Source organism: Streptomyces sp. RKAG290 (genome assembly GCF_023701695.1).
Lineage (GTDB): Bacteria > Actinomycetota > Actinomycetes > Streptomycetales > Streptomycetaceae > Streptomyces.
Window position 1 is genome coordinate 2,084,140 of the sequence record NZ_JAJOZC010000001.1, and the last position, 14,813, is coordinate 2,098,952.

Below are 14,813 nucleotides of genomic sequence, written 5' to 3' on the forward strand. Positions count from 1 at the left end.
CGTCGCCTCCGAGCCAAGCGATCCGGAAGTGTCGCAGGAGATCTGACGGGTCCCTGAGGCATCACCTGCTGTACGGCGCCAGCGTCTTATTTCCGGCGACCACCAAAGAGTCGACGAGCATCTGCCATTCATCCAAGTTGCCGAGTTCCTCGGCCGCTCTGCGAATGTCCTTGAGCCAGCTATCCGAAAACCACGACTGCTTGACTGTGACACGTCCATCTTGAATGCACAGATCGGAGACCCAGGAAATGCCGCGGGTGGCTTGCACTTCCTTCGGGAGCTTTCGCAGGATGCCGATGAGCGCATCGACAGGCTTGGCCTCCCCGGGAGCGGTCAACAACCAATCCTCGATAGACCCAACGAGGTCTTCAGCACGGGCCCAGTCGATGGGAAGACCGACGACCTCGTTGTACAGACCTTGCACCCACGGAAGAGGGTCCGGTAGTAGCGCAGCAGCGGCCCATGCGCCCCAGTGACGGTCGCGGTAGGGATTCAGGTCGTCACTCACGTAGCCAACGGCGTGGCGCAGCAAAGATGGCCAGACACCTCGGGCAGCTGCGGCTAGCCGCTCGTTCTCTGCACCTGCTGCGGCAAGGCCGTGCAGAAAGTTCGACATCAGTCCCGCATCTGCGCGAAGAGCATCGAGGTGCTCGAGCATCGGTCCGGCGTCACTGCCCGTTGCGAAGCATCCGAGCAGAGCTCGTGCGGCGGCCAGGGTATGCGTCCCGCGGTCGTCCGCGGACCAGCCCTCGTTTGCCTGCACGACCATGGCGCGCCGCTGGACGTGGAGGAACACGGTGAGCAGCATGGCTGCGTCGTCGGTACAACAATGACCTGTCGACGCAGCGGCGCCGAGTCCGCGAATGGCTGCGTCGAGAACCGCGATGTCGACGGAGTCACCCGGTAGTTCCTGGAGGCGTCGGGCAACATCGCCGGTAACTCGGACCCTCGACCGTCGCTGGCCGTCCTGGTCCCACGGACCGATTTCTGCGCCACGGGCGGTCTCAAGCAACCAGTTCAACGCGGTCCGGTGGGTGCAGGGATCGAAGTGACATGGGGATCTCCAGACGACATCGCATCCACGAGCGAGGTATAGCCGAGTCTCCAGGGACGCCTTGCCTGCCATCGCAAGACCAGCCTCGGCAATATCTTCGATCGAGCCGTCGGCCGCTGCCAGCGGCGCAGCCAGTGCGGGTGTTAGGAACGCCGGCACGGCTTGTGCCACGGCTCGGTCGGCACCAAGATCGAAAAACTGGTCCTCGTGACGTTGGTCCTCGGCCTCCTGGAAGGACAACGCGATGCCGACGACAAATTCCGTTGCGAACTTCGCTTCGTTGCCCAGCACCCCTGTATCACCAGTGGCAGCTCGTTCCACCGCTGCCCGGACAACGTGAGAAACGGCATTCAAATACCGGCTCGGGCTCACAGCTTCATCGTCTTCCAGCAGGGCACGGCCCGCCGCTAGGTCCGCGGCGATCTCATCCGACGGAGGAGGCATGTGATTGGCGCCAGTCTTGGCCGATCCCCAGTATCGATTCTGTATCCGCAAGCTAGTCTGCACAGTCTCCTGGTAGGCCGCTTCCTTTTCTAGGGCGGCTCGCAACTCAGACGGGGGTTCGACCTCGATGTATACCTCATTGCCCTGTCGCTTGAGTCGATATTGGTCCGCGTCCAGGCTGGCGGCCCAGTTCTTCGTAAGCTCCTGACTTATACCGATCCGGTCGCCATTTTCGACAAGCTTGTGGCCGACCTCCTTCAAAGCTGGGAAACGCTCCTGCCCGCCGTGCACCATCAGTTGCATGGCTACCTCACGCGGCGTCCATTGGCGACGTTCGAGGTTCTCAAGCCCCTCGGTTTTTACACTCAGCCCTGAATGCTCTCTCGTCACACGACCGAATTCCAACTCCCAGACGATCGGTTCGGCGAGGAACAGGTCAAGTTCGGTGTCGACATGCTGCATGTGGCGTGCGAGCAGCCCGAACAGCAACCCCGGAACCGCTAGATTCTCGCAGCCATTTAGGAGTACCTCAACGATTCTTTTCGGGGCTACGCCTCGGCTCAACCACATGTCGGCAATCCGCTCCATTGCCTGAAGCGCGCTCATCGCCGAGTATGGGCCGACCGACGCGCCCCGGTACCAACTCCATACATGACTGTCGCCGACGTACAAGCGGGCAGTGCCGTCAATGTTCAGAATGGCACCGCGGTCCTCACCCTGCGGCTTCTCCGTATCACCACCAACACCCTCACCCTCGCCATCAAATGGATCACTCAACACAAAAGGCGGACTAGGGCGCGACAGCATTTCCACTCGCGCCTTCGCGCCACTATTCAAGATATTGTTCAACACCCGCACCGAAGTAGCCGGAGACGCCGTCTGGAATAGCTGCCAGAATCCACCAAAATAGTACTGAGAGAAAGGTACTCCGACCCCCTTCCACCGACCCTGGTGCTGTCGAACACCCTCATCTCGGTGCCAGAGTCGCTCGTTGTCAACGTAGTAGGCCATCATCAGCGTCGCCAATAGCTCCGGATCCCTCTGCGTCAAGGCTCGGGCACTCAACGGCGCGTCTGCTGCCGGGGCCAGGAAGGCTGGCGCGTCTTCCCCGATAGCCCGAAGGCAAGCTTCGACGGCATCATCGATGTCCGGACCGAGCAGCGCCAACGTTTCGACGAACTCCTCGCCAGTCAGGTGGTGATCCAGATCGCGCCGGCGTCGACGACGTTGCAGCATCCGTCCGGACGGTGCGTCCCCTTGGGCCTTGCGTAGAGGAAAGGAGTTCCAGTGCGCAAGTAGACGTTCCCGCAGACGGATTCGCAGTTCGTTACCAGCAGAAATGTTTGCCAAGGACAGAGCTTGCAGCCAATCCGCGAGCAGCTCGAAGGACTCTTTCGAAACGTCCCACGGTTGCTCGGAATCAAGGAGAATCCGCACAACGGGATTCGCGCTAGGCCGGTCGATCAGCCCATTGACCTTATGCCTCTGCTGGATAACCCGAACCACGTCGCCGAGCACCAAGCCGACAGACTGATCCTTGCATGCTGACTTCAGGCATTCGTACGCGAATGGCGTCTCCAGTACCGCCTCCACTGGGACATCACTCCATCGGATTCCGCGCGCAGCAGCGAACTCATCAAACTGCGAGCGCAGTTCGATGAACTTCCGGACGGGCCGAGCACCCGGCGCTTTCAGCAGTCCTTTGCACGCAAGAGTGGCCGCCGACAGTGCCCACCGGGGCGCCCCCGCTGCCTGAAGCAAATCGGTCGGGCTCTGGCCACGGACGAGAAGGATGGCAGTCGCGTAGCGTCGGACTTCGTCATGTGCAAAATCCGGCTGGTTCTGATATCGGCTCGGTGGCGCAAGCAGATGATCCCGACGCAGTGAGTCGACCGCTGCAGCATCGATGCCTGTGCTGGGTCGACGGCCCTCGGGCAGCTCCATGATTGCTGCGGCTACCGCGAGCAATGTCTGTTCGCGCGCCTCCGCCGAGCCGACACCGGGCCGCCCATCGCCCCGAACCATTCTGCTCCACACCAGATCAAGGCACTCCCACTCACCCAGTGACCTATCTGGCTCCGCACCGGTCCGAGCCAGAAGGTCCAGCACAACGGGTCTGCGCAGCAGCGAGTTCACGGGCAGGTCTCTTAGGACCGTACGCAAGAGTGGAAAGCGGCCTGAGACGACCGAGATGTCCTCATCGCCCAACGGTCGCATCGCAAAAGATGAAACGGACTTCGCGAACCCCAGCTCCACCTGCTCCCGTACGAAGCCCAGTGCCACGTCAGATGTCACCGCGACGAGCCCCAAACCCGCCGCAGCCGCTGCCAGCACCAGGTCGCTCAAGAGGCCGGCGGACCGCTCCAGAGCAGCATCAGCCGCGTCGATGACCAAGACCCGAGACGGTGCCGATGTCTCTGCGAGCACGTCTTCCAGCGACATCCCAAGTGCAGCTCGCAGCTCCAAGCTCGACTGCGGCAGACCTCGGAAGTTCACGACCACCCCTTGGAACCCGGCGGGGTCTGCGGCTTCCAGCTCTGCGACGGCCGACAGCGTCAGCGCACTCTTGCCGATGCCCGACTCGCCGGATACCAACAGAGCCGAAGCACGAGTACCGGCATCGCGCAGGGCCTCAGCGAGTTGCTCACGGCGGTCGGCGAACGAGATCTCGACCGGTCCGCCGGATGACTCATCACCGATAGTGGTCCGAACGCCAGCGATAGCGAGCTTGCGTTGTTCAGCGAGCACCGACCACGCGTGTCGGCTTCGAGTCGCGGTCGACTCCAGGACCACATGAATGTCACGGCGAAGCATCTTGAGGTCCACCACGCCGCCCGTCGCGTCGTAGCGGGTTGCCTCGACCTCTAGCTGGTTCCGGACCTCCACCCCGTCGGCTGCAGCCGAAGCCACGACATCCAGCGACGTCGCGGCCGCCGCGCGGTCACCTTCATCCGGGCTCTGAACCGCGAATCCGAGGATGTGTAGCCGACCAAGCAGCCGCCACGCCAGGCGCAGGGCCTCTTTCGGCGTGGTTTCGCCTTCGACCACCTTCTCGACCATTTTCAGGAAATGCTCATGGCGCTCGCGTACCGGCTTCGACCAGCGGCCATCGACGTCCATAGACGCTTGAAACGCCTCCAGGTCGGCATGAGCACGCGCGATATCGCAGAGCGTTGCGAGCTCGTCCCACTGGTTGCGCCGACCGGCGGTCGCGACAGCCACCTGGTGAGCATCAGTGTCGAACTTCTCGACCTCGGCGAGCAGCGACCCAACCAGCTTCACCGTATCGTCATGGCTCTGCACGAAGTTTGGCGTTGCTCGACATGCCACGGCAAGGACGACCTTGGCTGCTTCATCACCGCACTCAACGAGAAGGTCATCCACCGGGTGTGCCGGACCGGTTTGGAATGAGACCCTCCGAACCGGCAGTTCAGATACCTCCGCCCGTCTTGCGCCGGTCAACATGCCAGCGAGATAGACGGCCGCGACGCGGTGCGCGAACGAAACGCCGCCACCGCCTGTGGCGTAGGTGCTCGATCCTCGCTCCGTTTCACCGGCCGCAGCGGTGGCGCCCCGGGCGGTCGCATCCTGGGGAACAGTGGCAGATCCAAATGTCGCCTGGCCCTCGGACCGAGCAGCAGCATCCGGTGCAACAGACTCGTTCATGTGTTCCTCGGTGGCATCGTGCTATCAGTGGCCGCACTGCTCACCGTAGCCGTGCGTCGAGAGCCGTGAAGTGGTATCGCATCAGTCCCTTCCCGGTCCGCACACAGTCCGCAGGACACCCGATCAGGACCGTCACGACCCATCGCTGGCCAACGGTAAACGGCCAGGTCAACGGCCCGCAGGGAAAATCCCTGCAGGTCGCCGACCTGGCCCATTACTAGGAGACCAAGAAGGCCTGATCTCCGGCCAGGCCCAGTGACCCGCGTTCGCGTGGGCCATGTCGCCTACCTGACCGCACCCGGCCCGCAGGCCGCCTCACAACGGCGTCCATGCGGGGCGGGTGCGGTCTTTTCTGCGGCTTTCGCCTCTCCCCTGGGGGTAACTCGTCCGCCGCCGAATAACTGCCGATCACCGTAGGCGAGTTCCGATCACGGCCGCTCCGGACGCGCCCGCCGCGGCCGCAGGAAGACGGCCGCGAGCAGCGCGCCGGCCAGGACCAGTGCCGAGTTGACCAGGATGGCGAGCGAGACGCCGGACAGGACGGCCTGCGGGCCGCTGTCGCCGAGGCCGGACATCCGGGCGGTGGCGACGGCGCTCATGACCGGGATGCCCAGGGTGATGCCGACCTGCTGGGTCATGGTGGCGAGGCCGGTGGCCAGGCCCTGTTCCTCGTCGGGGAGTCCGGAGGTCGCGGTGACCATGAAGCCGACGATCACCAGCATGTTGCCGATGCCGCCGACGAACGTGGCCGCCAGCAGGAGCCAGATCCAGAGGCCGGACGTGCCGAGCGCCACGAGCGAGAGCGTGGCGACGGCCTGGACGACGCCGCCGGCGACGATGGTCGTCCGGTTGCCGAAGCGGCCGACCGCACGGCCGCCGAGGGTGCCGCCGATGACGGTGCCGACGCCCAGGACACCGAAGGCGAGACCGGTGGCCAGGGGCGAGTAGCCGAGCACCTCCTGGAGGTAGAGCGTCAGCAGGAAGACCAGCGAGGTCTCGGTGACGAAGGCGATCAGCCCGGCGGCGTTGCCCCAGATCACGCTGCGGCGCTTGAGGATGCGTACGGGCACGAGCGGTGCGGTGGCCCTCTTCTCGACGAACCAGAAGCCGATGAGCAGAGCGACGCCGGCGAGGAGGGCGGCCAGGGTGGTGGGCGTGGTCCAGCCGGTCGCACCGGCCTGCGTGAGCCCGTAGACCAGGAGCAGCAGTCCGCCGGTGACGGTCACGGCTCCGGGCACGTCGAGCCGGGGGCGGTCGGCCGGGCGCGAGTCAGTGATGACGGCCGGGGCCAGCGCGACGACGAGGGCGGCGACGGGGACGTTGACGAAGAAGGCCCAGCGCCAGGAGAGCAGATCGGTGAGCAGCCCGCCGAGGATCGCGCCCGCGGTGAACCCGGCCGACATCAGGGCCCCGTTGAGGCCCAGGGCGCGCTCCCGCAGCGGCCCCTCCTTGAACGCGGTGGTCAGCAGGGCGAGTCCGGCCGGGGTGACGGCCGCGGTGGCGAGGCCCTGGAGGACGCGGGCGGCGAGCAGGACCTCGGGCGAGTTCGCCAGTCCGCCCAGCGCCGAGGAGAGGCCGAGCACGACCATGCCGCCCACGAAGAGGCGCTTACGGCCGACGAGATCGGCTACGCGGCCGAACAGGAGCGTGAACCCGGCGGCGGCCAGCGCGAAGGCGGTGGCTATCCACTGCAGGTCCGGGAGGGAGAAGCCGAGCCCCTCGCCGACGACGGGAAGCGCGACGTTCAGGATCGAGAAGTCCACGGCGATCATGAACTGGGCGCCGAGGAGAAGAGCGAGGACGAGCTTCTGCCGGCCGGTCATGCGGGGTGCGGCCGCCGACGGAGCGGTGCCGGCCTGAGCGGTGCCGGTGGTGCGTGAGGGGGTCTCGCTGGGTGCGGACATGGTCGGCCTTCCTCGGAGAGAGGTTTTAACGGAGCTGTGGTTCCGTTAAGATGAGGTGACCGTAGCAGAGCAGAGTGAATTAATGGAACTGGAGACCCGTTATGACCTCGGAGAGCGTGGAACCCGGTACGGTCCGGCCCGGCGGCCGCACGGCCCGGGTCCGGGAATCCGTCCTGCGCGCGGCGGGTGACGCGCTGGCCGAGCACGGCTTCGACCGGCTCGACCTCGCCGATGTCGCGCGCCGCGCGGAGGTCGGCAAGACGACCGTCTACCGCCGCTGGTCGACCACCACCGGGCTCATCGCGGATCTGCTCGACGACATGGCCGAGCAGTCGTCGCCGCGTACGGCGACCGGCTCACTGGCCGAGGACCTCAGGGCCAACGCCCGGCTCGTGCTCAAGACCCTCACCGACCCGCGCCAGGGCGCCCTGTTCCGGTCCGTGATCGCGGCGGCGGCGTGCGACGCGCGCACCGCCCAGGCCCTGCACCGCTTCTACGCGATCCGCATCAAGGAGTGGTCCGGCTGCGTCGCCGAGGCCGTCGAGCGCGGCGAACTCCCCGCGGGCACGGATCCGGACGAGGTGATCCGTGCCGTGTCGGCGCCGCTCTACTACCGCCTGCTGGCCAGTGGCGACCCCCTCGACACGGCCGCCGCCGACCGCGCCGCCGAGGCCGCGGCGGCTGCCGCGAGGGCCGGGGCGTACGTGAGCTGAGCTCCGGTCGGGTCAGCCCGCCCGGAGCCGGGCCGCCCAGGGGTGGTCCGCGCCCTCGGCCAGGGTGATCGTCTCGGTCAGCCAGGAGCGCCGGTCCTCGTCGAGCACCGGCAGTGCGGCCTCGAAGTCCTGTTCGTCCTTGGGGCGTCGGGACCTCGACTTGTAGAGGAGCTGGACCTCGGGGACGACGTAGGGGACGCCGTCCCCGGAGATCTCGCCGAGCCGGTCCAGCGGGAGGCGGATCCTGGGATCGCGGCGGAACACCCAGTCGGCGCCCTCCGCGTCATCGAGCATGAACTGGACGCGCCACGGTTCGGCCGGGCCCGGCCGGCACCAGATGTCGTGGACGTGCGCCGGCAGGATCTCGCCGGGGCGCCAGGGCCGCAGCGTGCCGGGCGGGTCGGCGGCCCACCACTCCCAGCCCGGCAGCACCTGCTGGGCGGCGAGCTGATCGCGGCGCAGCAGGAGCACGTCGATGTCGCCGTGTTCCCGGTAGGCGCGGCCGACGGCCAGTTCGACCGCGTAGCCGCCCGCGATCCACCACGGCGTGCGCAGCGGGGAGAGCAGGCGGACGGCTTCGCCGAGCGGCGGCGGGTCCCAGGGGCCCCAGGGGGTTTCCGTACGCATCGGGTTCCGGTCGGTTCGTGGCGTCGGTCAGCCGGTCGTTCGCTCAACCGTCGTGACTGTCATTCGACTATTCGGCTGTTCGTCCGTCAGGCCGGTGTGAGGAGGTGCCGGTAGCTGTCCGGGTGTTCCTTGAGGTACGTGGCCAGGCTCTTGGCCGGGCGGCCGGTGAGCCTCGGTACGGCGTCCGAGACCGTGGCCATCTCTCCGGCGGCAATGGCCTCGTAGGACGTGACCCAGCCGGCCACCTCCCAGTCCTGCGCGCCGTAGCGGGACCGGGAGGCGTAGGCCTCCTCCCGCGTCTCCGGGGCGTAGGTGATCGTCCGTCCGGTGACCCGGCCCAGCTCCTCGGCCGCTTCGGCGAGGGTGAACGCCTCGGGGCCCGTCAGGTCGTACGTCTGCCCGTCGTGGGAGGGGCCCGAGAGGTCGGCGCCGGCCAGCAGGACCGCCGCGGCCGAATCGGCGATGTCCTCGTGGGCCACCGCTGCCACCCTGCCGTCACCGGCCGGTCCGCGCAGCACGCCGTCGGTACCGGTCATCGCCGGGAGGCCTGCGAGGTACCAGCTGTCACGCAGGAAGGTGTACCGGATCTCGGTCGTACGGATGTGCGCCTCGGTGTCCCAGTGGTCCCGGGCGAAGGTGAACGTCGCGTCGGGTGCGGCCCCGAGAAAGGAGACGTACACGATCCGTTCCACGCCGGCCGCCACCGCCGCGTCCACCGCGGTCATGTGCTCGCGGACCCGGTCCGGGCTCTCGTGCGCCGAGACGAGGAACAGCGTGTGCGCCCCGGCCAGGGCGCGGCGCATCGCCTCCCCGTCACCGTAGGCAGCGGCCGGAGCGGTGTCGGCGCCGGGCAGTTCGGGCAGCCTGGACGGGTCGCGCCCCAGGAGCCGCACCGGAACACCTGCGCGGGCCAGCCGCTTCGCGACCCGGCCGCCGAGCGCGCCGCTCGCACCGGTGACCGCGGTGAGGGGGCCGCTCGTGAGGCCTTCGGAACCGTGCGGGTGGTCTGTCGGGGTCATGCGGGATCACCTTCCTTGCGCTGCCAGGGGCGCACCTCCACGACCGCGTCGACCGGAACGGGTCCGTAGATGTGCGGGAACTCCTCGCCGCCCGGTGCGGCCGGCTCGTACCGGACGGGCGCGGGAAGCCGCTCGGTGTCGATGACGAGCACCACGAGGTCCTGGTCGCCGGCTCCGGCCCGGCACCCGGCGCCGTACAGCATCTCGGCCACACCGGCGAGCTGGTGGGGCAACGAGCAGTGGATGAAGCCCTCTTCGTGCAGGGTGCGGCCGCGGGTGGACATCTCGTACGTCCCGATCCCGCGGGCCGCCTCCCACAGCGGGCCTTCGGTGAGGTGCAGCAGTTCGGCCATGGGCCAAAACTAGTCGCGGTGACGCGTCCGCCGGGCCATCGGCGTGGCCGCCGATCCCGCGATCGACAGCACGGCCGCGATCCCGCCGGTCCCCTGTTCACCGCCGCGCGAACCCGTGTTCGGGAGTTCGCCTCCGGGCCCTCGGTCGCCGCGGCGGCCTCCCTGACCTGGCCACGACGCCCACGAAGGTGCCGGTGTTGCTGATGTGGGTTCCGCCGGCGGCCCCCTCAGCCCGCCAGCAGCTTCGCCTCGATCTGCGGATCGAGGCCCACCGGGGGGCGGTCGGGCCGCTGCGGTGCGGTGCCGCCCTGTTCGCACAGCCACGTCCAGGTGTCGGCCACCGTCTCCGCCACCGGCCTGCAGTGCAGCCCCGTGGCGTACGCCCTGCTGACGTCGCCCTGGTGCAGGGTGTCGTACAGCTCCCCCGGCGGCAGCCAGACCGGCAGGTCGCTCCAGGGCTCGACGCCCGCCGCGAGGATGGTCTCGGTGTCGGTCCAGCGCAGCTCGGCTCCGGAACCGGTGGCACGTACACAGGCGTCGAGCAGTTCCCCCATCGTGGTGTGTCCGGGGCGGCTGACCAGGTTGTACGGGCCGTGCAGGCCGCCCTCCGCGGCATCCAGCAGCCATGCGGCGAGGTCGCGGACGTCGATGTACTGGAGCGGCAGATCCGGTGTTCCCGGTGCCAGCACGGGGCCGCCGCGGGCGATCCGGTTCAGCCACCACGGCAGCCGCCCGATGTTCTCCCAAGGGCCGATGACCAGCCCCGCCCGAACCAGGAGCGCGCGGTCGCCGAAGGCGTCCAGCGCCGCCAGTTCACCGCCGCGCTTGGCCTGGGGGTAGGGGACGTCGCCGCCCGCGTCGGGCGAGGCGCCCTCGACCAGCGGTGCGTCTTCGTCCAGGCCCGCCGGTGTCGGGTAGTCGTACACGGAACGGCTTGAGACGTACGCGTACCGCGCGGCCCGGCCGGACAGCAGCCGGGCCGCGTCCCGTACGACCGACGGGGCGGCGCTCCAGGTGTCGACCACCAGGTCCCACGTGTAGGTGCCCTCGGCCGGCGCCTCCACGGCCGCGAGCGCGGCCAGACCGTCCTCGGCGGTGCGGTCGCCGAGCAGTTCGGCCACACCGGGCGGCGCTCCGTGGTGGCCGCGGTGGAACACCGTGACCTCCCACCCCCGCGCCAGCGCATCGTCGGTGACGGCCCGGCCGACGAATTCCGTACCACCCAGCATCAGAAGCCTCATGATCTCGACTCTGCCCTTCGGCGCCGCGATCCGGAAAGGTCCTCGCTCTGGGCTGAATCACCCCGGACACGGGAAACCAAGGGGGAATCGGGGCCCGAGCATGAGCGGGTGTCGGGGCCCGGCCGGGAAGGGCGCCGTGCTCAGGAGAGAGCGAGCGGGCTGCGGTTGCGCAGCAACCACTGGTGGTAGCCGTCCGCCCGGCGCGCCGCCTCCCGGTAGGCGGCCTCCAGCTCGCCGTACACCGCCGCCATGTCGGCGCCGGGCCGGGAGACCAGCAGCAGCCGCACGGCGAGCGGGTCGTCGCGCAGCGGGCGGATCGCCATGTCGTCGCGCGGGCCCGAGGTCGGCTGGCAGGGGGCGACCGCCTCGCCGAGAACGACCAGGGAGGCGGCGGTGAGGTAGTCGCCGTGCAGCACGGTCGGCTCGACACCGGCCGCGCCGAACACCCGGCGCAGACCGTCCCATTCACCGTCCACCGTGGGATCGACCATCCACCGGTCGGCGGCCAGGTCGGTCAGGTCGACGACGGGAAGGGCGGCGGCCGGGTGGTCGCGGGCCATCGAGACGAACTGCGGCTCGCGGTCCACCAGCACCCGCTGCACCAGGCCGTCCGGCATGTACAGCGGGCAGCCCTCCACCTCGTGGACGAAGGCGACGTCGAGCCGCCCGGCCTCGACGGCCCGCAGCAGGGCATGGGCCGACACGTCGACCCGAAGGGAGATGTCCGTCCCGGGCAGCCGGATCCGCAGCCTGCGCAGCCAGCCGCCGATGACCCGGCTGGCGGTACAGCCGATCCGCAGCCGGGGGCCGCCGGAGCGGGCCGCGTCGGCCTCCGCCTTCGCGTCGGTGACCAGGGCCCTCATCCCGTCCACGAGCGGACGGGCCCGGCTGAGGACGGCGTGGCCGAGCAGAGTGGGGCGGCAGCCGGTGCGTTCGCGGCTGAACAGCTCGGCCCCGAGGGAGTTCTCGATCCGCCGCAGCTGCGTGGTGAGCGAGGGCTGGCTCACGCCCAGCCTGCGGGCGGCCCGGTGCAGGCTGCCCGTGTCGGCGATGGCGCACAGCGCCCTGAGGTGCCTCACCTCAAGCTCCATGTGCCGAGGGTAGGACGGCGGGACCCTACCGCACCAGACACCCCAACCCCACCAAACGCCGCCAATTCAGCGGTCGTCGGAATGCACGGCACCGTTTGTGTCCGCTCGCGGCCCTCCGGTTCTCCGCGGGGTGATAGGGCCGTGCTATCCCCAGTTGGCATCATCCGCACCGGCTCCGATTCGCCGACACTCTCTCCGTACCGCCCCCGTCCGAGTCCGATCATCGGACGGGTTCCTCTGACAGGTAACTGGTAGGAGATCCCCCATGAGACACCCCAGGACCGTCACGTCTGCCGTGCTCGGCCTCGGCTTCGGCCTTGCCGCCGCGCTGGGTACCACCCCGCGCTCGCCTCTGCCGCCCCGGCGCCTGCCGCTCCCTCCTCGGCCCCCACGCCGCGTACACCGCCCACGCCGGCTCGCACGAGAGCGCCGCCGCCAACAAGGCGTTCTTCGATGCGGTGGTGAAGTCCGTTGCCGAGAAGCGCGCAGCGAACCCCGGCCTCAAGTCGGTCACGATCGTCTACAGCACCGCCAACGCCCCCAGCTTCCGCACCCAGATAGCCAACAGCGCACAGATCTGGAACAGCTCGGTCTCCAACGTCCAGCTGCAGGAAGGCTCCAACGCCGACTTCACGTACTACGAGGGCGACGACCCGAGCGGCTCGTACGCCAGCACCGACGGGCATGGCAACGGCTACATCTTCCTCGACTACGCGCAGAACCAGCAGTACGACTCGACCCGCGTCACGACCCACGAGACCGGGCACGTGCTCGGCCTGCCGGACGACTACTCGGGTCCGTGCAGCGAGCTGATGTCGGGCGGCGGCCCCGGCCCGTCCTGCACCAACCCGTATCCGGACACGAACGAGCGCAACCAGGTGAACTACCTGTGGCAGAACGGCTTCGCGGCCGCGCTCGCCCGCAGCGGTTCCTGACCCTGCCACCCGGGGCCACCTCGCAGGACGAGGTGGCCCCCTCGTGACCCAGGGGGTCCCTCTCCGATACGGAGGGGGACCCTCGTGCACGGACGTTGCCACCTTCCGGCACGGAGGCGGGCCCTTAGCAGCACGCACGGACGTTGCCTCCCGGTACGGCGGCGGGCACTCGCGGCACGGAGGTGCCCTTCGTGGCAGTGCACGGACGTTGTCCCTCCCGGCACGGAGATGCCTGCTCCCGCGGCATGGAGCGTCGTACCGGCCGCTACCCGGCGTTCAGTTCGGTACGGACGAGGGCCAGGAGTTCCTCCTCCGTCATCCCGATCTCACGGGCGTCGACGACCACCGCGCGTACCCGCTCCAGCAGCCGGGCGCGGTGCGGGGAGGCACCCGCGGTAACGACCGCGCCGCGTCCCCGGCGCAGTTCGATCAGGCCCTCCTCGCGCAGCCGCTGGTAGCCGCGCAGCGCCGTGTGCACGTTGACCCCCAGCGACTCGGCAAGGACCCGGGCGGCGGGCAGTCTCTCGCCGGGAGCCACCGCCCCGTCGACGACGGCACGGCGCACGCAGGCCGCGATCTGGTCCCCCAGCGGAACGGTGGAGGTGGGGTCGACCCGGAAGAGCATGGTCAGTGTTCCGTTCGGCGTTGGTCGATCAGGGTGTTGAGGAGCGCGGCAGCGGTCGCCGAGTCGTCGACGGTCACCGCGAAGTCCCGGCCGCCGGACAGCCGCGCCACGAGCCCCTCCCCGGAGCGGATCATGACCCCGGTGCGCCCCGCCCGGACCCGGTACCCCCATCCCCCGTACTCCGCCAGGGCGTTGATGTTCCGGCTGGTCGCCGTCTCGATCCGGTCCAGCGGGACCCTTATGCGGGGCCAGGGCAGCACTCCGGAGACGGTGATGCCCCGCCGGTCCACGCTCACGTACGGGTGGGCGAAGCTCGCCAGGACCGCGCCCACGAGGAGAGCCGGCACCGCCGCCGCCCAGCCCGCGGTGAACAGCAGGATGAACCCGCTTCCGACCACCACGAGCGCGACCGCCGGCGGCCACCAGGTCCCGGCACTGCGCGCCCACCCCGCGACCTCCCCGTCGGCCAGCACGATCCGTTCGCCCTCCCCGGCAGGCCCGGCGGCGGACGGGCCCTGCGGCACCGGAAGGAGCCCGGCGATCAGCAGCCCGAGCCCGAAGGCGAGCACCGCGACCCCGATCCCCGCGGCCAGGTGCCACATCGGGAACGAGACCGCCTGGGCCCGGCCCTTCGCGTCCTCGGCGGCATCCACGTTGATGAGCAGGACGACCGCCATCAGGTAGCCGAGGAATCCCGCGACGGCGTAGCCGCCGGCGACCAGTCTGCGGTGAGCGGCGCCGGAGAACTTCCCCGCGACCGTCATCAGGGTCGACAGCGTGCCTGTACCGACCAGCAGCAGCACGGTGACCACGACGTAAGAGGTCTGGCTCGCATGGTCGTTCGCCCTGCCGTTGCCCACGAAATGGCTGGCCAGCTGCGCGGGCAGCCGGTCCCGGCGGGTGGCGAAGAGGGTCAGGTCGGCGGCGGTTGCGAGCAGGAACGGCAGCGCGGCAAGGGCTGCACGGGCGGCATTCTTCCGGTTCATTAAAACCTCCATTGTTCGCATGCTAGTAGAACAATGGAGGCGCGGCAATGCCGAACCCGCCTGACGGTGACGCGCTGTCAGGCGGGTTCGGCGGTAGGGGGTTCGGTGGTAGGCGTTCCGGGATACGTGAGCCGGTGCGGGCGCTCAGGCCCGGT

The 14,813-nt window shown here is 68.9% G+C and carries 10 protein-coding genes and 1 pseudogene; 2 read left to right on the forward strand and 9 right to left on the reverse strand.

All coding sequences use genetic code 11. From position 1 onward, the window contains the following. Positions 1 to 61: 61 nt before the first annotated feature. Entirely contained in the window at positions 62 to 5,164 is a 5,103-nt protein-coding gene (locus LNW71_RS08715; protein ID WP_250967715.1) for an ATP-binding protein, read from the reverse strand. 428 nt (positions 5,165 to 5,592) lie between these two features. After that, positions 5,593 to 7,068, reverse strand: coding sequence for an MFS transporter (locus LNW71_RS08720; protein WP_250967716.1), 1,476 nt, complete (start codon positions 7,066 to 7,068; stop codon positions 5,593 to 5,595). 101 nt (positions 7,069 to 7,169) lie between these two features. On the opposite strand from LNW71_RS08720, the gene LNW71_RS08725 reads away from it, so the two are divergent. Beyond that, positions 7,170 to 7,781: a TetR/AcrR family transcriptional regulator gene (locus LNW71_RS08725; protein WP_250967717.1), complete on the forward strand. Its 612-nt coding sequence runs from the start codon at positions 7,170 to 7,172 to the stop codon at positions 7,779 to 7,781. Between the two features lie 12 nt (positions 7,782 to 7,793). On the opposite strand, the gene LNW71_RS08730 is transcribed toward LNW71_RS08725, so the two are convergent. The 5 genes from LNW71_RS08730 to LNW71_RS08750 form a co-directional block, all read right to left on the reverse strand. After that, positions 7,794 to 8,408 carry a nucleotidyltransferase domain-containing protein gene (locus tag LNW71_RS08730; RefSeq protein WP_250967718.1) on the reverse strand — a complete coding sequence of 205 codons (615 nt, stop codon included), beginning with the start codon at positions 8,406 to 8,408 and terminating at the stop codon, positions 7,794 to 7,796. Between the two features lie 86 nt (positions 8,409 to 8,494). Then, a complete protein-coding gene (locus tag LNW71_RS08735; RefSeq protein WP_250967719.1) occupies positions 8,495 to 9,427 on the reverse strand; it encodes an SDR family oxidoreductase in 933 nt (310 codons plus the stop codon). Continuing rightward, a complete protein-coding gene (locus LNW71_RS08740) occupies positions 9,424 to 9,780 on the reverse strand; it encodes a DUF952 domain-containing protein (RefSeq protein ID WP_250967720.1) in 357 nt (118 codons plus the stop codon). The genes LNW71_RS08735 and LNW71_RS08740 overlap by 4 nt, the downstream gene beginning before the upstream one ends. 227 nt (positions 9,781 to 10,007) lie before the next feature. Further along, entirely contained in the window at positions 10,008 to 11,009 is a 1,002-nt protein-coding gene (locus LNW71_RS08745) for an NAD-dependent epimerase/dehydratase family protein (RefSeq protein ID WP_250971936.1), read from the reverse strand. A 152-nt stretch (positions 11,010 to 11,161) separates the two neighbouring features. After that, a complete protein-coding gene (locus tag LNW71_RS08750; RefSeq protein WP_250967721.1) occupies positions 11,162 to 12,112 on the reverse strand; it encodes a LysR family transcriptional regulator in 951 nt (316 codons plus the stop codon). 265 nt (positions 12,113 to 12,377) lie between these two features. On the opposite strand from LNW71_RS08750, the pseudogene snpA reads away from it, so the two are divergent. Continuing rightward, positions 12,378 to 13,047: pseudogene (snpA, locus tag LNW71_RS08755) on the forward strand (snapalysin). A 265-nt stretch (positions 13,048 to 13,312) separates the two neighbouring features. On the opposite strand, the gene LNW71_RS08760 reads toward snpA, so the two are convergent. Together LNW71_RS08760 and LNW71_RS08765 are read right to left on the reverse strand one after the other, a co-directional pair. Next, complete coding sequence (locus tag LNW71_RS08760) at positions 13,313 to 13,672, reverse strand: GntR family transcriptional regulator (RefSeq protein ID WP_250967722.1); 360 nt, start codon at positions 13,670 to 13,672, stop codon at positions 13,313 to 13,315. Between the two features lie 2 nt (positions 13,673 to 13,674). Continuing rightward, a complete protein-coding gene (locus LNW71_RS08765) occupies positions 13,675 to 14,658 on the reverse strand; it encodes a DUF1648 domain-containing protein (protein WP_250967723.1) in 984 nt (327 codons plus the stop codon). Positions 14,659 to 14,813: the final 155 nt, after the last annotated feature.

What these genes read in the sequence shown, in the direction of transcription:
- LNW71_RS08715 (WP_250967715.1), bottom strand. Translation starts at nt 5,164, where the DNA reads ATGAACGAGTCTGTTGCACCGGATGCTGCTGCTCGGTCCGAGGGCCAG.
- LNW71_RS08720 (WP_250967716.1), bottom strand. Translation starts at nt 7,068, where the DNA reads ATGTCCGCACCCAGCGAGACCCCCTCACGCACCACCGGCACCGCTCAG.
- LNW71_RS08725 (WP_250967717.1), top strand. Translation starts at nt 7,170, where the DNA reads ATGACCTCGGAGAGCGTGGAACCCGGTACGGTCCGGCCCGGCGGCCGC.
- LNW71_RS08730 (WP_250967718.1), bottom strand. Translation starts at nt 8,408, where the DNA reads ATGCGTACGGAAACCCCCTGGGGCCCCTGGGACCCGCCGCCGCTCGGC.
- LNW71_RS08735 (WP_250967719.1), bottom strand. Translation starts at nt 9,427, where the DNA reads ATGACCCCGACAGACCACCCGCACGGTTCCGAAGGCCTCACGAGCGGC.
- LNW71_RS08740 (WP_250967720.1), bottom strand. Translation starts at nt 9,780, where the DNA reads ATGGCCGAACTGCTGCACCTCACCGAAGGCCCGCTGTGGGAGGCGGCC.
- LNW71_RS08745 (WP_250971936.1), bottom strand. Translation starts at nt 11,009, where the DNA reads ATGCTGGGTGGTACGGAATTCGTCGGCCGGGCCGTCACCGACGATGCG.
- LNW71_RS08750 (WP_250967721.1), bottom strand. Translation starts at nt 12,112, where the DNA reads ATGGAGCTTGAGGTGAGGCACCTCAGGGCGCTGTGCGCCATCGCCGAC.
- LNW71_RS08760 (WP_250967722.1), bottom strand. Translation starts at nt 13,672, where the DNA reads ATGCTCTTCCGGGTCGACCCCACCTCCACCGTTCCGCTGGGGGACCAG.
- LNW71_RS08765 (WP_250967723.1), bottom strand. Translation starts at nt 14,658, where the DNA reads ATGAACCGGAAGAATGCCGCCCGTGCAGCCCTTGCCGCGCTGCCGTTC.